General features: G+C 60.7%; 10 protein-coding genes. 8 read left to right on the top strand and 2 right to left on the bottom strand.

Annotated features, from left to right (window positions below; translation table 11 throughout):
- Nucleotides 1–52: 52 nt before the first annotated feature.
- Both AB0280_RS17130 and AB0280_RS17125 read right to left on the bottom strand, forming a co-directional pair.
- The gene (locus tag AB0280_RS17130) at nt 53–1261 is read right to left on the bottom strand and encodes a phosphoribosyltransferase-like protein (RefSeq protein WP_366368005.1); all 1209 of its coding nucleotides are present in this window, start codon (nt 1259–1261) and stop codon (nt 53–55) included.
- Nucleotides 1262–1320: 59 nt separating this feature from the next.
- Nucleotides 1321–1854 (bottom strand): Lrp/AsnC family transcriptional regulator, encoded by a 534-nt coding sequence (locus tag AB0280_RS17125; RefSeq protein ID WP_366368004.1) that lies wholly within the window; start codon nt 1852–1854, stop codon nt 1321–1323.
- 93 nt (nt 1855–1947) lie between these two features.
- On the opposite strand from AB0280_RS17125, the gene hisC reads away from it, so the two are divergent.
- The 8 genes from hisC (at nt 1948) to AB0280_RS17085 (ending at nt 24193) form a co-directional block, all read left to right on the top strand.
- On the top strand, nt 1948–3057 hold the full coding sequence (gene hisC, locus AB0280_RS17120; protein ID WP_366368002.1) for a histidinol-phosphate transaminase: 1110 nt from the start codon (nt 1948–1950) through the stop codon (nt 3055–3057).
- Between the two features lie 46 nt (nt 3058–3103).
- Entirely contained in the window at nt 3104–4513 is a 1410-nt protein-coding gene (locus AB0280_RS17115) for an amino acid permease (protein ID WP_366368000.1), read from the top strand.
- 399 nt (nt 4514–4912) lie between these two features.
- Nucleotides 4913–6733 (top strand): ATP-dependent nuclease, encoded by a 1821-nt coding sequence (locus tag AB0280_RS17110; RefSeq protein WP_366367998.1) that lies wholly within the window; start codon nt 4913–4915, stop codon nt 6731–6733.
- A 241-nt stretch (nt 6734–6974) separates the two neighbouring features.
- The gene (locus AB0280_RS17105; RefSeq protein ID WP_366367996.1) at nt 6975–9836 is read left to right on the top strand and encodes a helicase-related protein; all 2862 of its coding nucleotides are present in this window, start codon (nt 6975–6977) and stop codon (nt 9834–9836) included.
- Nucleotides 9836–14536: an Eco57I restriction-modification methylase domain-containing protein gene (locus AB0280_RS17100; protein WP_366367995.1), complete on the top strand. Its 4701-nt coding sequence runs from the start codon at nt 9836–9838 to the stop codon at nt 14534–14536. Before AB0280_RS17105 ends, AB0280_RS17100 begins: the two co-directional genes overlap by 1 nt.
- Nucleotides 14536–20910 (top strand): DEAD/DEAH box helicase, encoded by a 6375-nt coding sequence (locus AB0280_RS17095; protein ID WP_366367993.1) that lies wholly within the window; start codon nt 14536–14538, stop codon nt 20908–20910. The genes AB0280_RS17100 and AB0280_RS17095 overlap by 1 nt, the downstream gene beginning before the upstream one ends.
- Before the next feature lies 1 nt (nt 20911).
- Nucleotides 20912–23167, top strand: coding sequence for a 3'-5' exonuclease (locus AB0280_RS17090; RefSeq protein ID WP_366367991.1), 2256 nt, complete (start codon nt 20912–20914; stop codon nt 23165–23167).
- 96 nt (nt 23168–23263) lie between these two features.
- Complete coding sequence (locus AB0280_RS17085) at nt 23264–24193, top strand: protein NO VEIN domain-containing protein (protein ID WP_277798425.1); 930 nt, start codon at nt 23264–23266, stop codon at nt 24191–24193.
- The last annotated feature ends 44 nt before the right edge of the window (nt 24194–24237 follow it).

The following is a 24237-nucleotide window of genomic DNA, read 5'->3' as shown; positions in this document are numbered from 1 at the left end:
CGAGTCACGACGACGCCGCAACTTCATTGCTAGGCCACCTTCTACCATCTCCTCACCTCAATGATTCAGGATAGTAGGGTTGGGGGTTCACCGGAGACGGCCTGCGCTCGACACGCCGAAGTTTGCGCTTGCCGGCGGCCAATTCCGCTATTCCGGACTGAGTCAGGCTGTGACTGTCGGAGGTCCAACCTTGGGAAACCAGATAGTCCAGAAGTGCCGAAACCTCAGCTTGGGTAAGATCCAACGCAAGCCCCAAGAGAGAGGCACGCTCGGGTGAAGCCCTCAAAAGCGCCAGTGCAGCGAGGATATCGCGGTTGCTTTCCCGTTGTTGTTTGTGGATGCTGATCGACAGGCGCTCTTGGCGAACGGCCGCCACCACATCATCGTGCGCAACTGGTGCCTCCGATGAATCGAGAAGTTCACCGATGACTCCAGTTGGGACCAGTCGCCCACCCCTTCCTTCGAATAGAGGCGCCCAATCGGCGCCCGTTTGTCGGAAGATCCGGGGAACCGTATTTGGAACTCGATCCTGAAACCCGAAGAGGCTGGCCTGGTCTCCATAACCAAGGACCGCGGACCCTCGTCCGTAACGACGACAAAGTGAGATTGCATCTGCAATGGCGTCGGTGGGCCAAGGCAAACTCCGTATGGTTGGCGCACGTCGAATGAACCGAAGGGAGTCCACATTCCCCAAATGAGAAAGTGCCTTTTCACCTTCTCTGGATACGGCGTATGCGACGATCTTTAGTTCAATCCAGTGGAACGATCGCCAGCTCTTTAGGGTGGGGTTTCGCAGTAAGGCGCGTACGTACTTCGCCACCTGCGCGCCTGTCTCAATTGTGTCAGTGACCAAGATAATTGTGCGTAGCTTCTTGTTGCGAAGGACTGAAATTGGTGTCGCGGACGAAAGCACGCCCTTACCCTGGACATCTCTTAGCAGATGGCCAATAAGGCCTTCGCTACCAGGCATCGATGGGATATCCATGCCTGGCTCAAAGTTTTCGAACGGCACCAAAGGCTCGTTTTGATGCAGATGGTTTGCGCTGCGGATATCGCCAGTATCCATCGCAGGAATGACCCAGACAGTGCCAGTTTTTTGAGCGGTACTTATCTCGGTCCTGAGGAGATCAAGAAGCCGCGCACGTGCGGACGTCCAGCTGTCAAGTGCGAAGGCGTCGAGCAGTTTCCGCGCGAGTTGGCGATCTTCGCGCGCGAAGTTCTCTAGCCACAGGCTTCCAACTTCAGTGTCAGACAAAGTCATGTTTCCCCAGCCAATTCGCCTAAGCCGCAACGTTCCCGTTCATTGTGACAGGCCTGTCCCTATGGCTCTTGGCGCCCGGCACCCGAGATCTGGTCCACTCCGCGGGACTCCTCCTTCGACAGCCGGCTGATCAGCCCGTCGTAGCGGGGCGGCATCAGTTCCAGGATGGAGATGGCCGTGCTGGTCCGCTCGATTCCTTCGATCTCCAGGATCTGGTTGGTGATCCGATAGAGGTCGGCGGTGCCACGCGCCACCACCTTGGCCATGAGGTCCGCGTCGCCGGTGGTGGCGTGCACCTCGATGACCTCCGGGATCGCGGCGAGCCCGTCCTCCACCGATCCGGTCCGGGTCTGGCTGATCGACAGGGAGAGGAAGGCCATCAGTTCGTAGCCGAGCGCGGCTGGATCCAGCCTGCGGCTGAAGGAGCGGAGCGCGCCGCTGCGCTCCAGCCGCGCCAGCCGGGCGTGGACGGTGTTGCGGGCGACGCCGAGTGTCCGGGAGAGTGCCAGGGCGCTGGCTTCGGGGTCCTTGTCCAGGGCAAGGATGATCCTGCCGTCGAGTGAATCGAGGGTACGGGAGGCAGTGATGGTCATATTTTCACCAGAGGTACTAGAAGTTGAGCAGAAGTCCCAAGCACAAAAGCGTATCTTGCATTGTGGTCCGGGTCACTTCCATGATCGGTCCTCATGAGCCCTGAACAACTCCTGGCCGAACCCGAGACCGCGCTGCCCACCCTGCGCGCTGCGGTGACCGGCCTCCCGTCCTACGTCCCGGGCCGGCGCAGCCTCGGCGCGAACATCGCCGCCCTCGCCAGCAACGAAAGCCACTACGAGCCGCTGCCCGCAGCCACCGCTGCGGTGGCCGAAGCAGCCGGCAGGATGAACCGCTACCCGGACATGGCCGCCGTCGAACTCCGCGAACGGATCGCCCGGCACCTGGGCGTCACCGCGGAGGAGGTGGCGGTGGGTCCTGGCAGCGTGGGCGTCCTGCAGCAGATCATCACCGGACTGTGCGACGCCGGGGATGAGGTGGTGTTCGCGTGGCGCTCCTTCGAGGCGTACCCCATCCTGGTGGAGCTGGCAGGCGCCCGGCCGGTCCGCGTCCCGCTGGACGACGCCGAGGGCCACGACCTGGACGCCATGGCCGCCGCCGTCACCGAGCGCACCAGGGTGATCCTGCTCTGCACCCCCAACAACCCCACCGGCGTGCCGATCAGCCACGGCCGGCTCGACGCCTTCCTGCAGTCCGTCCGCTCCGACATCCTGGTGGTGATCGACGAGGCCTACGTGGAGTACGCCGACGCCGGCAGGGGCCCCGACTCCCTGGCGCTCTACCGCCGGTACCCGAACGTCTGCATCCTGCGCACCTTCTCCAAGGCGTACGGGCTCGCCGGCCTGCGCGTCGGGTATGCCATTACGACGGCGGCAATCGCCGACGGTTTGCGGCGCACCGCCCTGCCGTTCGCCGTAAGCGCGCTGGCGCAAAAGGCGGCCATCGCGTCGCTGGACGCGGGGGAGGAGATGGCAGCGCGGGTTTCCCTAGTGAAGCAGGAGCGCGCCCGGATGGCAGCGGAACTGGAGGCGCAAGGCTGGAGGCTGCAGCCGAGCCAGGGCAACTTCCTGTGGATCCGCACCGACGCCCCGCTTCTGGCCTTGCTCGTGGATGCGTTCGACGCCGCCGGGATTCTGGTCCGCGCGTACCAGGGCGACGGCGTGCGGATCACCGTGGCCGACCCCGCCTCCAACGACCGCGTGCTCCGTCTCCTCGCAGCCCACGCGCCCGTGCGAACTTCCTGACTCCTTTTCTCCTTCCGTTCCACATACCAAGTAAGAGGAATCCCTAATGGAACACCAGACAACGACGTCTGCACGCGCCCTCGGCGCGGCCCTCAAACCCCGGCAGCTGACCATGATGGGCCTCGGCAGCGCCATCGGCGCCGGCCTGTTCATCGGCTCCGGCGCCGGCATCCAGGCCGCCGGCCCGGCCGTGCTCATCTCGTACCTCGCGGCCGGTACCCTCATCATCCTGGTGATGTGGGCGCTCGGCGAGATGGCCGCCGCCAACCCGGACAGCGGCGCCTTCTCCGTCTACACCGCCAAGGCCTACGGGCCGGTGGCCGGCGCCACGGTCGGCTGGCTTTGGTGGATCCAGCTGGTGGTGGTCATCGCCGCGGAAGCGCTCGGCGCGGCCGGCCTGCTGGCGACCATCTTCCCGGCCCTGCCGGTGTGGCTGATGGCCTTCGTGTTCATCGTGGTGCTCACCGCCGTGAACCTGACCAGCGTGAAGAACTTCGGCGAGTTCGAGTTCTGGTTCGCGCTGCTGAAGGTGGCGGCTATCGTCGGTTTCCTGCTGGTGGGCTTCGCCCTGCTCTTCGGGTGGCTGCCGGGCGTGCAGTCCCCGGGCTTGGCCAACTTCACGGGTGCCGGGTTCGCTCCGAGCGGTTTCGCTGGGATTGCGACGGCCCTGTTTGTGGTGGCGTTCGCTTTCGGCGGCACCGAGATCGTGTCCGTGGCGGCCGCCGAAACCGCTGAGCCGGCCCGGAGCGTGAAGAAGGCTGTCCGGACGGTGCTGTGGCGGATCCTGGTCTTCTACATCGGCGCCATCTTCGTCATCGCCGCCGTCGTTCCTGTGGGTTCGGAGGGGCTGAAGAGCCCGTTCGCCGCGGTGCTGGATGCCGCGGGCATGCCAGGGGCGGCCACCGCCATCACCCTGGTGGCTGTGGCGGCTCTGCTGTCCGCGCTCAACGCCAACCTCTACGGTGCTTCGCGGATGGCGTTCTCGCTCGCTGAACGTGGTGAAGCACCTCGTTGGCTCGCTTCGGTGTCGAAGGCCCGGGTTCCGGTGGTCGCGGTCCTGGCGAGCGTCGCGTTCGGCGTTGTCACGGTGGTGCTGGAGCTGGCGTTCCCCGAGATGGTGCTTGGCGTCCTGCTCAACATCGTGGGTTCCACTTGCCTGCTGGTGTGGACCTCAGCGCTCCTGGCCCAGCTCGCACTGCGCCTCCGAGCCGACCGCGAGGAAACCGAGCTTCCGCTGCGGATGCCCGGCTTCCCGTGGCTCACGGTTGTTGGGCTGATCATCCTCGCGGCGATCTTTACAGTGGGCTTCATCGGCGAGGACTCGCGTCCACAGCTCCTGAGCACGTTTGGGCTTGTGGGACTGCTGGCGGTGGCGAACTGGCTGAACCACCGCTCCCGTAAGGTGGTACCCGTTGGCGCGCCCGAGGACGCCAAGCAGCCGGTGCTCATCGACTGAATCTCATCTGCTGCGAACTACTATGCCCATGTGCCTAATGGGCGCGTCCGGGCGTGGTCCTCCAGATGGACTGATGAACTGCGAATTCGTCACTCACGCTCGGTTCGTGGACTCGTTCCCGTTGCTTCCTCTTGAGCAAAGTCGGATGGTCCCCGGCCTGGGGCACAGCGGGTAACCGGGAGGAGGCCGCGGAGGCGGCGCACGGCATCAGTGATTTAGTCCTTGGATTCCCGGCGAAGGAGATCAGCTGACTACCGGCGAAAAGGCAAGCAATCAGTCTGCCTGGGTCAAATGGCTTCTCTGGCTCGAGCAGACAGTTGGCATGGCGTTGCCCCTGTCGTGGGTTGCTTCCGCTAGTGTCAAGTGTCGCCGAACGGAAAGGCAAATAGGGGGAATCTGTTGAATAGCAATGATGAGCGGGTGCTGCGGCGGCTTTTTCAGTCGCAGTCCTATGAATCGGCCATCCGCCATATCCGGTTTCCCCGATACAAAAACCTCGCGCCCGACCTGAGGATCGAGTTCAGCTATCCGATAACTGCCTTGGTCGGTGGGAATGGCACCAACAAAACTTCGATACTTCGGGCTATAGAAGCCTGCCCTGAGGGGCAAGATCTTGGCAATTGGTGGTTTTCGACCTCGATGGATCCAATTGGATCTGGTGAGCAGCCCCGATACATTTACGGTTACATTAATCCTGGCGCAGGAAAAGTTGTCGAAGTGAGAAAGGTCCGTATTGACCGCAAGGATCGACACGTCGACTACTGGGAATCATCAAAGCCAGCTGACGGTATGGAACGCATGCCCCGTCTCCCGGCGGGGACCACACAGGCAGGGCGATCAGCAACGAGATGGAACCCAATTGCGAAGCCAGTTATCTATCTAGACTTCCGTGGAGAACTCCCTGCCTATGATAAATTCATGCGTAATCCCAGTGCCAGGGAATCATCGCGTTCCTTGGCCGAACGAAAGGACTGGATTCGGCAGAGATCTTCGAAGGTAAGTCAGGCCTTCGCGGGTGTCAAAAAGGCCTTCTACGGGAAGGTTCGGGTTCATAAAGTCGTAAAGCTGAAGTCAGATGCACTGGATGAAATTTCGAAGATTCTTGGTCGACGATATGATGCTATCGAAATGGTTTTGCATGAATACTTCGATCGTGTGGGCTGGACCGTTAGAATGCACACGGGTAATTTCAAGTATTCAGAAGCATATGCCGGTAGTGGTGAATTTGCCATAGTCACGCTTGTTCACCAGTTACTTGGTGCTGAAAAAGGGGCAATGGTGCTGCTGGACGAGCCGGAGACATCTCTGCACCCTGCCTCGCAAAGATTGCTTATGCATTTCATCGCAGATCAGGTAAAGGTTAAGCACCTACAAGTTGTAATGGCCACACACTCCCCGTACCTCATTGCTGATTTGCCCGGGGATGCCATCAAGCTACTGCAGCAAGACACAACCGGTGCTGTGGTCTTGGACAAGCAGTCAGCGTCTCAAACCGAAGCCTTCTTTAGACTGGGTGCCCCAAAGGGAGATAAGCTGCAGCTTATTGTGGAGGACAAGCTCGCGGGGGAAATATTGCACCGAGGGCTAAAGCCGCTTGGGGAGGCTGCCCTTAAAAGGCTGGACATCCTGCCTTTTCCCGGTGGTTCAGCCACGATCATCTCGCGTCTAATACCAAACCTTGCGATCACAGGTACCGCTGCCACGATGATCTTCCTTGACGGAGATCAGCGGCCGGACGAGGATGATCGCAGTCCAAGCTCTGACGTAGTGAATCAGCCTCAGACTGAGTTCCGTAAAACGTCGCTGATTCTGGATGAGAATTTGATTTTCGCTGTCTCGCGGCTTTTCCCGGGATCACCAAATCTTCAGATCCCGCTTAATGGCGGTAATGATTTGCAGTCCGAAGCTAATCGGCTGGCGACGTACAAAACCATTCATGCATGGGTTTATGCCAATGTGCATTTTATGCCCGGAAAAAGCCCGGAGGAATATGTTTGCGAGATTCTGGGAAGTTCTCAAATTGGGTCCAAAGCTGCGAAAGAATTTCTCCGAAAGCGGACAATTGAGGAGCTTTGCAAAGAAGATTGGGAAGAGCCCTCGCTCACATCTGAGCAGATCTTTGCCACACAACAGCGCTCGCTAGCATCTCTCCCTGTAGACGACGTGTCCTGGACCTACATCCGGGACGCTGTAGGCAAACGGCTAGCCTCTTTGCCATAGCTTTCGTAGGGGGTGGGCAGTAGGCCCCGGACTTAACTCTGATAGCAGCCATGCTCTGGCCAAACGACCTGTTCCTAATGGTGCCGAGTGCGTTCCAAGCACTGAGGCCATTAGCCAGGTCCTGTGCCTGGCAAGCCCCGGCCTGTGCTAGCCAACGAGGAGTGATAATTGGTCGGGAGTCCAATAGCCGAACGGATGGTGAGAGCTCCGATTGGGGAACCACGAAGCACAGGAGTAGGTCTTGACAGTTATAGCCGAAAACCGGGAACTCAACGTCGCACCCGGTTCGGTGGTCCACGTCCGGGATGAGGAGTGGCTGGTAACCAGCCTCGAGAAGTCCTTCGATGGCACGCTCATCAGGGTTCAGGGCTTGAGCGAGCTCGTCAGGGACACCACTGCTGCCTTCTACTCCGCCCTTGACGACATCGAGGTCGTGGACCCCGCCAAGTCCAAGGTCGTCGCGGATGACACTCCGAATTACCGCAAGGCGCGTCTCTTCCTGGAGACAACACTCCGAAAGACCCCCACGCCGCAGTCTGCGGAGCACCTCACGGTGTCAACGCGGATGCTCTTAAGAAATCTGAAGTACCAGCAGATCGCCGTCGCAAAAGCCCTGGATACCAAAAACATACGGCCCCGCATCCTAATCGCCGACGCAGTCGGCCTGGGCAAGACCCTCGAGATCGGCATGATCCTCAGCGAGCTGGTCAAGCGCGGCCGCGGCGAGCGCATCCTCGTCGTCACGCCCCGCCACGTCCTCGAGCAGATGCAGCACGAACTTTGGTGCCGCTTCGCCCTCCCATTCGTCCGCCTCGACTCCGCCGGCATCCAGAAGGTCCGCCAAAAACTGCCGGCCACGCGCAACCCCTTTACCTACTACAAGCGCGCCATCATCTCCATCGACACCCTCAAGAGCGCCCGGTACCGCGCTCACCTCGGCAAGCTGAACTGGGATGCCGTCGTTATTGACGAATCCCACAACCTCACCAACACCGGCACTCTCAACAACGAGCTCGCCCGCATCCTCGCCCCCAATACCGAGGCCCTGATCCTCGCCTCGGCCACCCCGCACAACGGCCGCAACGAGTCGTTCGCCGAGCTCCTCCGCCTCCTCGACCCCACGGTTGTCAGACCTGACGGGACCTTTGATCCCAAGCAGGTGGAGAACCTCATCATCCGCCGGCATCGCCACAGCCCCGAGGTCGCGCAAGAGGTCGGCGCGGACTGGGCCGAAAGAGAGGAACCGGACAACCGGCTTGTCACCGCGTCGGCAGCTGAGAACGCAATCGCCGAGGAGCTCTCCGACACCTGGCTATACCCCAAGGGTCGTCCGTCCCCGTACTCAGGACAGAACGGGTCCCTGTTCTCCTGGACACTCGCCAAGGCTTTCCTCTCCAGCCCAGCCGCGTTGCTGGAAACAGTGACTGAGCGCCTGAAAAAGCTCGACGCCGATGCCCCCACCGAGGCGAAAGAGAGGGAGGCGTTGGGTCGCCTCCGTCAGCTCGCCGAAAACGCCAACACTGGCGAATCAGGCAAATATAACGAGCTTGTTGCTTACCTTAAGCAGATCGGCGTCGGCAAGGGATCGCCAATTCGAGCCGTCGTCTTCGCCGAGCGCGTCGCTACGCTCAAGTGGCTGCAGGAGACCCTGCCCAAAGCCCTCGGCCTCAAACCGGAAAACGTTGGTCTACTCCATGGCGGCCTGAGCGACGTCGAACAGCAGAGCATCGTGGACCAGTTCAAGCGCGGCAACAGCCCGCTCCGCGTTCTCGTCACGGGAGACGTGGCATCGGAAGGCGTCAACCTGCACGCCGAATGCCACCACCTCATCCACTTCGATATCCCGTGGAGTCTCATCCGGATCGAGCAGCGCAACGGCCGCATTGACCGCTTCGGCCAGCGACATAAGCCCCAAATCACCACCCTTCTGCTGAACCCGAGCAACACGCGTTTCTCCGGCGATATCAAAGTCCTCACCCGCCTGATGGAGCGTGAGCATGAAGCGCATGCGGTGCTCAACGACGTCGCCTCCCTCATGGGGAAGTACAGCGTCAAGCAGGAGGAGGACGCCATCCTGGATGTCCTCCTCGGCAAGAAGGAGTTCGAAGACACCGTTGGAGAACCCGACCCGGACCCCGAGTCAGGCGACGTCTGGGACTTCCTCGACTTCGAAGCCCTCAACCAGGACGGAGCGAGCGAAGATGTCTCGCTAGAGAAGCCATCCGGTCTCTACGCTACGGACCTGGACTTCCTCAACGAAGCGCTGAACGAGGCCTTCGGTGAGCCCCAGAAGAAGCTCGGTTGGACCATTCACACCAGCCACGGGCTCGCCCAGCTGAACCCGCCCCCGGACCTTCAGCACCGGTTGGGATATCTTCCCCAGGACTACCTTTCCGAGCGCAAAGTCACCGAGCGCCTCAAGCTAGCCACCACCGTGGAAGCCGGCACCCGGGAGCTGGAGCGTGCCCGCGAATCTGACGACATGAGTTGGCCGGAAGCCCACTACCTCGGCCCGCTCCACCCCGTCCTGGACTGGGCCAGTGACCGCGCCCTGGGCTCGATGTCCCGCAGCGAAGTGCTCGCCGTCCGCGGCGACGTCGACGCCCCGCAGGTCCTCCTGATGGGCACCCTTATGAACCGACGCGGTCAGGTCGTGTCCAAGGCCTTCATCGCCGTCGAATACCCCGACCCCACCAATCCCAACTTCTGCATGGACCAGCCCCTCGAGGACCTGGGGGACCATCTGGCAGCAATCGGCGTCCACAATAAGGCCACCAATCCAGGCCCCGTCAACCTGGACGGTCTGCAGGCCCTCCTCCCACGCGCAGTGGAGAACGCAAGGCAGACAATGCAAATGACGTTCGAGTCCGCGGCCGCGGCTGCCGAGCAGCGGCTGCAGGCATGGACGGACCGTGCTGCCGGCTGGACCCAGCTGTCCTTCGAACTCACACAGAGGGCCGCGGTGAAGAAACAGCGCGAGCGCGTCACCGAAGAGCAGCTCATCGCCGAGTCGCTCGCACCGGCCCAGCGCCTAGTCCGTCCGCTCCTGATCGTTGTTCCCCGCAATACCCCTACAGCCGTACCGGAAGGTGCTGACCAGTAATGCCGTCCTTTGATTCGATCGTTGTTGGTGAAGACTGGATCAGCGAACACTTCTTCACCACGGACTCCACCAAAGAGTCCTTCCAAGCGGAAGTCATCAAGCTCCGGAAGTCCTGGGACGAACAAGCCAAGGAAGGCCACTCCACCACGCTGTCCCGCTTCTCCGAAGTCCGCGGCCGGCTGCAGATCCTTCTCGCCGGGCTGGCCGAGGACCCCGCGGGGGCTCCTGAGGCGTATGCTCACCTACGCAGCGCACTCGGGTTCAAAGGTACGACGGCGGCAGTCACCTTTGAACGCAGCGGCACCGAGATATGGGTTCCCGGCGTGTGGATGACGGACAACGCCGACGTCGTGTTTCTTGAGGCCGGTACAGCTGACGCTGCTGAAGATGTTTTGTCATCGGTAAAGCCGCTCGGACGCGTGCTCGTCGACGGCAAGGAAGAGTCGTCCCTGACGGTGGCAAAGCTCGTATCAGAAATTTACCTTGCGGAACGCTCGCCCAAGTACGTCGTCATTATGGCGGGGCGATGGCTGGTGCTGGCGGAGCAGGAGCGCTGGGCCGAAGGCCGCTTTCTTGCCGCCGACGCCCTGCTGGTTGCCGACCGGAACGACACCAGGAAGAATTCTGAAACCGACCGTTTCCTTGCCATCTTTGGCCGCGACTCGCTGATGCCAACTCCTGATGGATCCATCTGGTGGGATGACGTCTTGGAGGCATCCGTCAAGCACACCGTGGGTGTCTCGAAGGATCTGCGTGAGGGGATTCGCCGTTCGGTCGAAATCATCGCCAATGATGTGCTCAAGAGGCGAGCTTCGCATGGCCTACCGGCCGATGGCCTCGACGGTCAGGACCTTGCCCGTCAGTCCCTGCGGTTCCTCTACCGCATTCTGTTTCTGTTGTACGCAGAGGCTTCACCGGAGATGGGGGTGCTGCCCATTGGGGCCGGCGAATACAACGAGGGCTACGGCCTGGACCGGCTCCGGGAACTGTCGCTCGTAGATATTCAATCTCTGGAATCGCAGCGTGGCACGCACATTTACGAGTCACTGGAGCGGTTATTCCGGCTCGTCGATGACGGTCACGCGTCCCGGGACGGATCATCGGACGTTGGGGAAGCCACCGGAGACAACGAGGGACTCGTCTTCCAGCCGCTCAAGGCTGACCTTTTCCAAGAATCAGCCACTTCCCTCATTAACGATGTGAAGTTGAGTAACTCCGAACTTCAGCGCGTCCTGCAGCGCCTGTTGCTGAGTAAGGAAGCCCGTGGAAAGGACCGCGGATTCATCTCCTACGCGGAGCTGGGCATCAATCAGCTTGGCGCCGTCTATGAAGGTTTGATGTCCTACACCGGCTTTATTGCTCGAGAGCCCCTGTACGAGGTGGCGAGGGACGGCAACCCCGAGAAGGGATCTTGGGTCGTCCCGGTGGACCGCTCTGAGTCCATTGATGCGAAGCACTTCGTGAAGTTCGAGGACGAGCGGACCGGGGAGAAGAAGCTCGTTCTCCACGAGACTGGCTCCTTCGTCTTCCGACTTGCTGGCCGGGAGCGCCAACAATCTGCTTCTTTCTATACTCCGGAGGTACTGACCAAGTTCGTCGTCTCTCAAGCCCTCGAAGAGCTGCTGGACCCGGGCGGTACCACTACTGCGGCGGATGACGTCCTGAAGCTCACCGTGTGCGAGCCGGCGCTCGGTTCGGGCGCCTTCGCCATTGAGGCAGTCCGGCAGCTTGCAGATGAGTACTTGAAGCGGAAGCAGAAGGAACTCGACCACCAGATTCCAGCTGATGAGTACCCTCAGGAACTGCAAAAGGTAAAAGCACAAATCGCTTTGCATCAAGTTCACGGTGTCGACTTGAATACGACGGCCGTGGAGCTTGCCGAAGTTTCGCTGTGGCTAGACACGATGGTCAAGGACCTTCAAGCTCCGTGGTTCGGGTTGCGATTGCGTCGAGGCAACTCTCTCATCGGTTCAAGAAGGGCTACATATTCGCGTCAGTCGGTCAACGACAAGACCTGGCTAAAAGCTGTGCCTGACGAAGCACCTTTGACGGGGCTGGTTGAGGCAATGAAAGCCGACAGCGATGATTCGAACGTCGTCGGCCGAATCCACCAGTTCTTATTGCCGGCTGAAGGGTGGGGTTCAGCTGCTGAGGCTAAGGAAGTTAAAAACTTAGCCTCGGAAGCCCAAAAGGAGTTGAAGGTCTGGCGGACGAAAATCAAGGCTAAACCCAGCAAGACGCAGCTCGATCGCTTGGTCGCATTAGGCCACCGAGTGGAATCCCTTTGGAAATTGACACTGCGCCGCCTGCAGGTCGCTGAGACCGAGGCGCGCCGGGATATCGACTACTTTGGCAAACGTTCTCCTCGGGGTGAACCTGTTGAAACCCCTGCCGTAACCCGTGAGCAGATAGAACGTTCGCTCAACGACGAAAACGGGTCTTATCAGCGACTACGCCGCGTCATGGATGCCTGGAATGCCCTTTGGTTCTGGCCATTGACGGAGCGCGTGACCGATGGAGCTCAACCGCCTTCGCTCGAGGAGTGGATCTCCGCACTCGAAGGCATTCTGGGCATAGAAGCATCCGTGGGGAAAGTTTCGAAAAAGTACGGCCTAATCGAGGGCCAGACGTCGGTCCTGTCAATGGCATCCTGGGGTGAGTTGGACGCAATTGAGTCGTTCGACCACAGCACATCGCAAGCGAAGCAAGTCAGCGCAGTCATGATGCAACACCAGTGGTTAAGTGTTTGTGAGAATATAGCCGCCGACCAAGGTTTTTTCCATTGGGAACTCGACTTCGCGTCCGTCTTTGGAAATGGCGGGTTTAATCTGCAGGTGGGTAATCCTCCGTGGTTTCGGCCGGAGTGGGATGACCGCCAGGCTTTAGCCGAATTTGATCCCTGGTGGCAGCTCCGCGACCGTGTGGAATCAAATGACTCCGCCGAGCGGAAGTCCGCCCTTCTTTCGAACGGTGATATCCGGGATTATTTCGTAAACGCCAATACGAGTCTCGTGGCCACACGTGAACGGCTCACAACGACGGTCGAGTTTATTCCGCTCCAAGGAATGGCGCCAGACTTGTACCGGTTCTTTGTTGAACAGACGTGGCGGCATCAAGCCAGCACTAGTTCGGTCGGGCTTATCCACCCGTCCACACACTTGACCGATCGAAGGGCTAGTATATTCAGAAAACAGACGTACCGGCGTATACGTCAGCTGTGGCACTTCATTAACGAGAAGAAGCTCTTTGAAATTGGCAATACCCGAGAATATAGCGTTTGCGTTTATGGCCACGAGAAGCCGACCGCTAACTTTGTTATGGCTTCGTCCATGTTCCATCCTGACACCATCCAGCGCTCGATCGCCCATGACGGGTCTGGGCCGCTCCCAGGATTGAAAGACCCTGAGGGAGACTGGGACTTGAGGCCTCATCAAGCTCGGATCCTCAGGATCGATAAGGCAGCCCTTCAGTTATGGGCGGATTTGTCCAATGAAGATGACTACACATCCGCAAGCGTCGTTTTTTTCGTAAACCAGCCGTCTATGCTCACCATGGAGAAACTGACTACAAATGCTCGGCTTCGGAGTTGGCCGCTGTTCTACTCTGGGGGCTGGTCCGAGGATGTCTCTACTGGGAAGGAGCCTCTAAAAATTGAACCGAGAATAAATTCGACTTGGGATGATGTTATCTATCAAGGGCCGCATATTTCCGTTGCTCAAACCGTATTCAAGCAGCCGAACCCGACATTGAAGAATCACCGGGACTGGTCCGAGATCGATCTAGAGGCGCTGCCGCAGGACTCAATTCCCCGAACGGGATTCCAGAATAACTGGAGCCAGCAGGAAATGACGCGCGCCTTCGGGTCTTGGAATCTCGAGGACGGCTCGTCTGTTCCAATTCGTTCGACATTCAGGGTTGCTTGGCGCCGCATGGCAGGTGTGCAAAGTGTCCGAACACTGCAGGCAGCCCTAATTGGGCCAGGAGTGACTCATACTGAACTCGTACATTCGGCGGGAATGCCATCTCAGTCAGACCTGCATCAGCTGGGCGTCTTGGCTGGCCTACTTGCCTCGCTACCCATTGATTTCTGGGTGAAATGCTCTCGACTCTCTAACCTTCGCGACCGCGCTATCTCGGACCTCCCCACCGTTTCATTGGACCACTTGTTAATTCCGTTCTTAGTACATCGGGCGATTAGGCTCAATGCGCTCCACGCTGGAATGGGTTCTATGTATGACGACATTTACGACGTAGCTTGGGCTAAGGACCGGTGGTCGGCGGATGACGGAGTTTTCAGCCGACATCAACTGGCCGCGCTGAGTCCTCGGTGGGCTCCTGACTTTCCGCTCCGGTTGGATGCGCTAAGGCGTTTGGCTCTGATTGAGATAGACGTAATCGTGGCCATCATGCTCGGGCTCTCAGCTGACGACTTGGTGGCTGCTTACTACACGCAGTTTCCTGTCCTGGTTGGATACGAAAAGAAGGACCTCTACGACGCCAACGGTCGCAAGGTGCCCGGGGAGATAAATCGTTTGTACCGAAAGGTAGGCGAGAGCCTGACGCTCGACGAACGAACCTGGACACACCCGCAGAGCTGCGTGGAGTACGTCTTCGAGTTCCCGTTCCAAGTCTTCGACCGCGAAGAGGACATGCGGAAGGCCTATACCCATTTTTCGAGCTTGCTGGGAGGAAACTCCTAATGTCGGAACTGCTTCCCACGAGCCAAGCTGCTGACTTACGTCGTGGCCTCTCGGACTATCTGGCGACCACGTTTGCTCTGACCAATGGCAATGCGCAGTCTTCTATCAAGGACTTTCTTGCTGACTCGGAGAACGGTCTCTTCAAGGGTTCGTATGTCCGGCTGCGCCTGCCTTTTGAAACGGCAGACCCTGGCTGGAAGGACTGCCTGGACTGGTACCAGGGTTTGGAACCATACGGCCATCAGGCTCGGGCGTTTCAGCGGCTAAGCAGCAAGGCCATCGGTAGCAACGGTGCCAGCACCAGCCGTCGCCCGGAGCCCACGCTGATCACTACCGGAACCGGCTCCGGTAAGACTGAGGCATTCCTGTACCCGATTCTGGATCACGTGCTGCGGGCTAAGCGTGACGGCGTCACCGGCATGAAGGCGCTCATCCTCTATCCGATGAACGCCCTTGCCAACGATCAGGCCAAGCGCTTGGCCGAAATGCTGATCACCTACCCCGGACTCTCCGGAATCAGCGCCGGCATCTACACCGGACAGCAGGACACCAGCCGCACCAAAGTCTCCAGTGACGGTCTCATCAACGATCGGCAGGTATTCCGCGAAGACCCGCCGGACATCCTGCTGACCAACTACAAAATGCTGGATATGCTCCTGCTCCGCCAGGAGGACGCCCCTCTCTGGCAGAAGTCCGCCACAAGCCTGCAGTACGTCGTCCTCGACGAGTTCCACACCTATGACGGCGCCCAGGGCACCGACGTCGCTATGCTGCTGCGCCGGCTCGGGCTATCGCTGAAGAGCTACTGGCCGGAAGACCTCACCAATCGTCCTGACGGTCTGACCCAAGAAGACCGATCCCGCCCGCTTGGCCGCGTCACACCCGTCGCCACATCCGCCACCCTCGGCAGCAAGGGCGACCCCGAAGCGATGCTCCGGTTCGCGGAGACTGTCTTCGGCGAAGCGTTCCCTTCAGAGTCCGTTATCACTGAGTCCAGGCTAAGCTCTGAAGCCTGGTCGGCCCTGGGCTCCGACACTGCTCTGGCGAAGGATCTGCACGCCGTCGCGCTAAGTATCTCCGAAACGAACGCGGCCGTAGCCGCACTGCGGGAAGCCGGGGCCGGGCCGGAACGTGTCGTTCAACCAGTCGTCGACTCGCTCTTCGAACAGCGGCCAAAAGACCTACTGGATGCGATGCGAACCCATCCGCTCACTACAGCCTTGCTCCACGACGCAACCGCCGCCGTAGAGCTCGCCAAGTTGTCTCAGACAGTTTTCCCGGCGCATTCCCTGCCCGCGGGCGTGAGCGGAACGGACGCTGAAGAATTCCTGTCTCACGTCATCGCGCTCCTGAGCCACATCCGTGCCCGCCACGGCCGCGAAGCCCTGACTGTGGAGACGCACCTTTGGATCCGCGAAATGTCCCGGGTGGATGCCGCCGTGGACACGGTACCGCGGTTCCGTTGGTCGGATGACGGGGTGGACCAGTCAAACGACATGTTCCTGCCCGCCGTCTACTGCCGGCACTGCGGCCGGTCCGGCTGGGGGGCCGTCCTGGCGCCCACCGGCATGGATCTTGAGCTGGACGACTCAAAGATCCGCGAGGCCCGCCTGGCGAACAACCCCCGGTTCAGAACTCTGATCTCTGCCGCCGCGGAGGCCGACATCATCGAATTCCGCCAGGACGGCGCGGAGCAGGTCCAGGGATTGCATTGGCTGCACACAGTCAACCGGGGCCTTTCGAAGACCCCTCCTGCTGCCGATAGCGCTGATCTGGCCGAAGGCCGCGTTATCCCCGTGCTGATGCTAACGGGACAGGACGCGGATGACCAGTCGAAACGGGACGTCTGCCCTTCCTGCCTGGCCAAGGAAGGCATCGCTTTTATGGGCAGTGCCATCGCCACTATGCTCTCGGTGAGCATTTCCAACCTCTTCGGTGCCGAGGGCCTGGATGAGGGGGAGAAGAAGGCGCTGGTATTTACCGACAGCGTGCAGGACGCCGCCCACAGAGCCGGTTACGTCCAGTCCCGCTCCCACACCATGACGCTCCGCACCGCGCTCCGCCGGGCCCTGGGTGAGAACACGGCGACACTCTCGGAGGTTGTCGACGCTGCCATTGCCAACGCGAAAACGCCGGCGGAGCGTTATCAGCTGGTGGCCCCCGAATATGTTGATCGCCAGAGCTTCAAGCAGTTCTGGAACCCGAAAGCTACACCGGCCGAACAAGCGCGCGGACGCCGGTTTGCAAGGCGACGCCTGCAGTTCGACGCACTCCTTGAGCTCGGCCTGCAGTCCCGCACCGGCCGGACTTTGGAGCTGACCGGCTCTCTCGCAGTCGAGACGGATGCGGGCAGCGCCACTCGCATGCTCGCCGTCGCCCGCCGGGTGTACGACTCGGCGCAGCACCAGACGATGGTGGGAGACACCCCGCCTACCGAACAGCAGTTGCTGCAGTGGATCCGGGGCACCGTGGAGCGGGTCCGTCTCCAGGGCGGCATCAACCACGAGTGGCTCAAGGGCTACATCGCCACGGACGGCAAGCGCTGGCAGATCTGGGGAGGCCGCCCCAAAGGTGAAGGCATGCCTGCTTTCCCGTCCGGCCGACCTGCGCCGGCCTTCCCGCGGATCGGCCGCGCGGACGCCGCGACCGACAACCTTGACACCGTCACGCCGTCGACTTCCTGGTACTCACGGTGGACGGCGCGCTGCCTCGGCATTGCTCCGTCGGACAGCGGCTACCTTTCCAAGGCTTTGATCAGCGCGTTGGAAGAAGACGGTGTGCTGGGCAAGACCAGCACAAACTCCGGAGCCGACGTCTACTGGCTGGATCCGGCAAAGATCATGCTCTCCGCTCCCGCCGTTGATGACCTCGAGTCCGGCCGCCACGTCCTTGCGTGCAGGGTCTGCAAGGCCGTGACGCCCGGGAGTCTGACCGTCATCGACCAGCTCGACGGCGCCCCGTGCACTCTGGTCCGATGCAGCGGCAGGCTGGAACGCCAGGCAGGGGACGCCGGGAACTTCTACCGGGACCTCTACTCCTCGCGGGAAAGCAAACGCGTGGTCGCCCGTGAGCACACCTCCCTCCTCGACGACAAGACCCGGATTCTCTACGAGACCCAGTTCAAGTCGGGCTCCGACAATCCGCAAGCTCCCAATGTCCTGGTGGCCACGCCCACTTTGGAGATGGGCATCGACATCGGCGACCTCTCCTGCGTCATGCTGGCATCGCTCCCCACTTCAGTCGCCTCCTACCTGCAGCGCGTCGGCCGTGCCGGCCGCCTCACCGGCAACTCCCTGGTCCTCGCGTTCGTTCGGGGCCGCGGCGAGCACCTGCCCAAGCTGCATGACCCGCTGTCTGTCATCAACGGCGAGGTCCGGCCGCCTGCAACCTATCTGGACGCCGAAGAAATTCTTGGACGCCAGTACGTCGCCCACGTGGCAGACCGGTTCGCCAGGACCGCTGGGCGCCCGCACCCGCGCGACGCGGTCCAGGCCCTCGGAAGCGTTGCACTGGGCTCGTTCATCGGGGACCTGATCCAGGACGCCACAGCGAATGCCAAAACGTACTTGGTTGAGTTCCTCGGCCAGTTCGGCGAAAAGGTCTCCGAGGGAAGCCGCCAGCGACTGATGGCCTGGGCATCCGAGCACGACGACGGCGAGCCCAGCGGTCTTGCCCGGCACCTCATCCGGGCGGCAGGCGAGTGGAAAGCCGACATCGACGAGCTGGAGGCCCGCCGCAAGGAAATCGACAAGGCTCTCCCGGAGCTGGAGGCCGCGGCCAAAGAAGCAGAACGGTTGGACGACAAGTCCTCTGACGCAGTTCAGGCCCTCCGCACGGCCAAAGCGACTCTCCGCATGATCGGCGACCAGCTCAAGCAGCTCCGCGGCGACTACTGGATCTCGGTATTGGAGGCGTACGGAGTCCTGCCCAACTACACCCTGCTGGACGATTCCGTCAGCCTCGACGTGGGGCTGTCCTGGAAGGACGCCGACACACAGGAGTTCGTCACCGATACCGTCACGTACAACCGCGGCGCGTCCATAGCGCTCAGCGAGTTCGCCCCTGGCGCCACGTTCTACGCCCAGGGCATGGAGATCCTGATCGATGCTGTGGATCTCGGGCCGCAGCAAAGCCACATTCAGAAATGGCAGGTGTGCCCCCAGTGCGGTTGGATCAAGACAGACGTCAGCACCAGCGTGCCGGTCACCAGTTGCGTTAGGTGTACGACGGCGGCAATCGCCGACATGGGTCAGATCTTTGACGTCGTGGTCATGAAAAAGGTCTCCGCCGAAGTACGACGCGACGAGGCCGCCATCAACGACCGCCGCGATAACCGCGTCCGTGAACGGTTTGCGATCGCTGCCGCGGCCGATATTGACCAGCAGCACCTGCAAAAGCGCTGGTTCGTGGAGGGGTATGAGTTCGGCGCGGAGTACTTCAACCGGGTGGACATCCGGTGGATCAACACCGGGCGGACCGCGTCCAACGGTGGGGTACGGACGATTGCCGGCGACGACGTGCGTACACCGATGTTCCGGCTGTGTTCCTACTGCGGCCAGCTGGACCAGTCAGCTAAAGAGAACCGGCCGAACGAGCACCGGTTCTGGTGCAAGTTCCGAAAGGAAACCCAGGAGAGCATCAAGGAGGTAGTGCTGGCGCGCGAGCTCAACACCCAGGGCGTGGTGCTGCACCTTCCGCTGGACGTTACCTATGGCGACGATTTCTCCGTGCCGAGCCTTCAGGCCGCGCTGCTCATGGGTCTCCAGAAAGTCCTGGGCGGAGCACCTGACCACCTCGGGGTGCTGAAGATCAACGATCCCGCACATGGTGGTGCCCGGGTTGCACTCATGCTCCACGATAAGGTCCCCGGAGGCACGGGCTACCTGGCAGAGTTCGCAGACGCGAGGCGGGTGTGGGAGCTGCTGTACGCAGCCTGGGAGATCGTGCGCGACTGCAGCTGCCGGTTCGAGGAACGCCTTGCCTGCCACCACTGCCTCCTGCCGCACGCCGAGCCGTGGCAGGTCGACAAGGTCGCCCGCGCAAGTGCGGAGCGGCTGCTTGGTCTCCTCCTGCGCTCGGGGCAGAAGGCCGCCGATGGTGAGGTCCCGCCGTCGTACTCGGACTGGACCGTAACCGAAGAAGCGCCGAGCGCCGAAACGTCCATCGAATCATTGCTGGAAAAGCGGTTCCGGAAAGCCTGGATGGAACGACTCAAAGCAGTGGGCGCGCACACTAAGGTCACCCCCGGTGCGCTCGCCGACACTATTACCTTCCGCATACCCGGTCAGAGCTTCCAGTGGCAGCTTCTGCCGCAGGTGGATGTTGCCGGCACGCGGCCGGACTTCCTGCTGAAAGGACCGCCGGACCCGAACTTTCCGGTGCTGGCCATTTACACCGACGGTTTCGCATTCCACGCGTCGCCGGAGCACAACCGGATTGCGGACGACGCCGAGAAGCGCGACAAGCTTCGGCACACCTCGGAGCTGTCTTCTGCTGTGGTTCCGTGGGCCGTCACATGGGAGGACGTGAATGCCTTTGAAGCTGGACCCGCGGCGCCGGTTACGTTGCCTTCCTGGGCAAACGCCAAGCTGAACGCACAGCTGATGGCCAAGTTCCCTGTGGACGCGTCCATCATGGGTCTGCTGGGGCGGGATGCCATGAGCATGCTCTGGCAGTGGGTCAACAAGCCGGCTCCTGAAGCTTGGACCAAGTTCTCGGAACTGGTCCCGCTGATGCTCATGCAGCAGAAGCCACAGCTATCGGACCCGGACGCTGTTTATGGGCATGCTGTTGCTTTGGCCCGTGGAGAAGAGCCACCGCTGCCCAGCGGCAGTGTGACCGCCTGGACGTGCGGATCCGGCAGCGTCGGCTTTGCTGCCGCGGGCTCGCCTAACAGCCTGTCCACGATCGCAGTCGGTCTTTGCCTTGATGATCGGCAGGATGCGCTGGCTTCTTCTTCACACGAAGTCTCTTGGCGCCTTTGGCTGCAGCTCTCGAACCTCCTGGCATTCAAACCCATAGGTTTGACCATTGGATCCGTAGCTTCCAACGTGAGCGCTGGCGGCTCGGTTGCTGAAGAAGCCGCGCGCCAGGAAATGGCGGATGAGGTCGAACCCGCGTGGAAGCCACTGTTGGATCAGGCAACGGAATTCGAAAAGACACTGCTGTTGCAGCTTGCCACTGCCGGTCTGGATATCTTGCCGGAACTCGGATACGAGGTGGACGGCGTGCCAGTTTCAATCGCCTGGCCGGACCATCACCTTGCCGTGGTATTCGACGGTGACGAACGTGAAGGGCTGGAAGCCTCGGGATGGACCACCGTGGGAATTGACGTTGATGAAATACGCGAACTGCTGAAGGCAAAGGGGGCTTGACGTGGCACTCGTGACTTGGATCAAGCAGAAGGACAAGATCGACGGCGCAATGAAAGCCAAGGTCTACTCCTTCTTTGAAAAGTTGCAGAAAGACGACACTGCACCGGGCCTCCACATCGAACCGATGCATACGCCTGCGGACCCTCGCGTCCGCACGGGCCGTATCGATTTGAACTACCGCGCCGTGCTGTTCAAAGTCGCCTTTGAGAACATCCCGCACTACTTCTACTACGGTGCATGGCCCCACGACCAGGCAATCGACATCGCCCGGTCTAGCGTGCTGCAGGTGAACTCTGTCAACGGTGTCCTCGAGGTGGTGCGTGCATCAACACCGACTCCCGTGCCGCCGTCGGACACTGCGACCGAGGAGCCAGTCGAGGTGATCGAGCCGGAGGCTCCCGAGGATGTAGAGCCCGAATCACCACAGCTCTGGACGAACCCGCTCGGAACGTGCGGGATGGATCAGGGTGAGCTGGTGGCAAGCCTTGGTCTCGCTGCCGATCTAGTGAGCCGAGCCTTCGCTGCTTCATCAGATGAGGAGCTTCTGGATGTACTGAGTGATGCCCCGGAGTGGCAGGCCACGGCGTTGCTGGAGCTCGCCGCTGGGACATCCGTCTCAGAGGTACGGGACAAGCTGGCCCTGAGCCGCTATGTCGACGACCCGGAGGAGTCCGAAGAGGACAAGATCAAGCGGGCGCTCGAGCACCCGGCAACGAAGATGCAGTTCACGTTCGTGGGGGACAACTCCGAAGAACTGAAGAAAGTCATCGAAGGCGGCGACTTCGACTCCTGGCGTACCTTCCTCCACCCCGAACAGCGCATCTATGCCGAACGCCGCTACAGTGGATCCTTCAGGCTTTCCGGCGGTGCCGGCACAGGCAAAACCGTTGTGCTGCTGCACCGGGCAAGGGCACTTGCTCTTGCGGAGCCGTCTTCTCGTATAGTGCTGACCACGTACACGACCACCCTTGCTGAATCGCTTGAGAGCGGACTGGCAAAGCTTGACCCGGGGCTTCCTCGTGCGTCCAAGCCTGGTGATCCGGGCATTCATGTCGCCGGTGTGGATTCGCTCGTCAACAAGGTATTCCGTGCCGCCTCCGAAGTGGAACAGCGGCAGTCGATGAAGGACCTGTTTGGCCTCGAGGCTGCAGCTCCAGGCAAGATACTGGAGGCCGATCGAGCGCGCCAACAATGGGAATCCGCGCTTAGCGACGTGGAGCACGAGCTGGAGCCCGAGCTCGCCAACCCCACGTTCCTGCAGCAGGAATACGAGACCGTTGTGCTGCCAAACTTTATTACGGGTAAAGACGAGTATCTCAAGGTCCCCCGCGCGGGGCGCGGCACCGCACTGAACCGAGCCAAGAGGCTGGCGGTGTGGAAGGTCATCGAGGGCTACAGGTACTACAACCGGATCGACATGCATGCCTCCTTTGTTGAGATGGCGCACCTCGCAGCGTTGATCCTGAGGCAGCGCGCCGAGAATGGCCTGACTCGGATGGCAGATCACGTTCTTATCGACGAGGCCCAGGATTTGCATGCAGGTCACTGGCTCTTCCTCCGGGAACTGGTGCAGCAGGGTCCTGACGACCTGTTTATTGCCGAGGACTCGCACCAACGCATTTACGGACAGAAGGTGCCGCTGTCCCGTTTTGGCATCGGAATTGTCGGCAGGTCTCGGCGGCTGACCCTCAACTATCGCACCACACAGCAGAACCTGGCGTACGCCGTCGGACTTCTGAAAGGCATTCCCGTCACGGACATCGAGGGCACCGATGAATCCGTCAACGGATATACGTCTTCCCGTGTGGGACCGAAGCCTCAGGAACACGCGGCAACGTCCTATGTGGAGGAGCTGGACAACCTCGCCCAGACGCTGCGGACATGGCAGGAGGAAGGCGTGCCGCTTGAAACAGTCGGCATCCTGGTTCGCGCGAACTTCCAGATCGGCAAGGTAATCAGCGGACTAAACGAACGGGGACTAGAGGCGCGAATTGCTGGATCCGCCGCTGCCTCCGGGGTGCCTGCAGTGATGACCATGCACCGATCAAAGGGCATGGAGTTCACCCGAGTTGTTCTGTTCGGCATGTCGGATCAGTCGATGCCCGCCGCATACCAGCTGCAGAACCTGGCTCCGGCCGAACAAGCGGATGCGCTTCTGCGCGAGCGTTCGCTCCTCTATGTGGCTGCTACCAGGGCCCGCGACGGGCTTGTCGTCTCATGGAGCGGCAAACCGTCAGAGCTGCTTGGTACAAAGTAGTTTCCATACATAACGGCAATTGGGGGAGAAATGGCGGCAGGATCGACAGCGACGAAGTCCCGATGGTGGCATGGAGACGCTAAACAGCGGTACTGGATGGAACTGGTCAACGTGGACACCTGGGGGAGCGAGCTCATTGCACCCGATACACCGCGTTATGACTTGATGAGGGACGTGCGAGTTGGAGATGTTGTTCTCCATTGGGTTGGAAAGAACAATCCAATGCGCTTCAAATCCGGCATGTATGGTGCGTCGATCGTAGCGGGGGAGCTTCAGCCGCGCGCTGGGGACTGGTACGGGAAGCCCGCAAACACGATTCCCCTGACGAACTACACTCCTTTGCCTCACCCCTATCTCCTGACCGATCTCCGTGCAGATCATCAGTCCGACATCCTCGGTATTAAGAGCGAACTTGAACGTGATTTCTCCGGGCGCGGCAAGTTCACCATCTATTTTCCGTTTCAGGAGCATCCGACGAGCGGGTTGAAGCCGAATCAGGGGTATCTGTTCAAGCTTCCGGCGAAGGTCATCGATGTGGCTCCGGACCTACTGCCCGATAGTGACTGGGGCGGCTTTGATCGGCCGCTTGTTGCGCCGCCTGTGAGTGGGCAAAACGGTGTGAGGCAGCGCTACGCTGGCTTTTGCGCGGATCCGGTCCTGAAGAAGGCCATCGAGATGCAGGCCGTGCGTCAGGCAATTAGGCACTACGAGACTTCGGGGTTCACGGTGCAGGACGTCGGAGCATACCGGTCCTACGACCTGGAAGCGGTGTGTGGCGACGAAGTTCGTCGCGTCGAAGTGAAGGGCTCTCAAGGTCACGTTCAGAAGGTCATCCTCACCCGCAATGAGGTGACCAGCGCCAACGAGTTCGAACAGACAGATCTAGTGGTGGTTGCAGAGATCCAATGGGAGCGCCATCTGAATGGCAAGATCACTACCGCAGACGGGCTGATGAATGTATATCCCGACTGGAAGCCGTCGCCCGAAAACCTCGTGCCCTTGAGTTATGAGTACTTCCTGGATTAGAAATCCTGTGATGCTCGAGGGGGGTCGGACTCCCGACCCCCCTC

The organism is Pseudarthrobacter sp. 902506025 (assembly GCF_040702325.1).
GTDB lineage: Bacteria > Actinomycetota > Actinomycetes > Actinomycetales > Micrococcaceae > Arthrobacter.
Note: the sequence above shows the minus strand (reverse complement) of the source record. Positions and strands in the feature narration are given on the sequence as shown.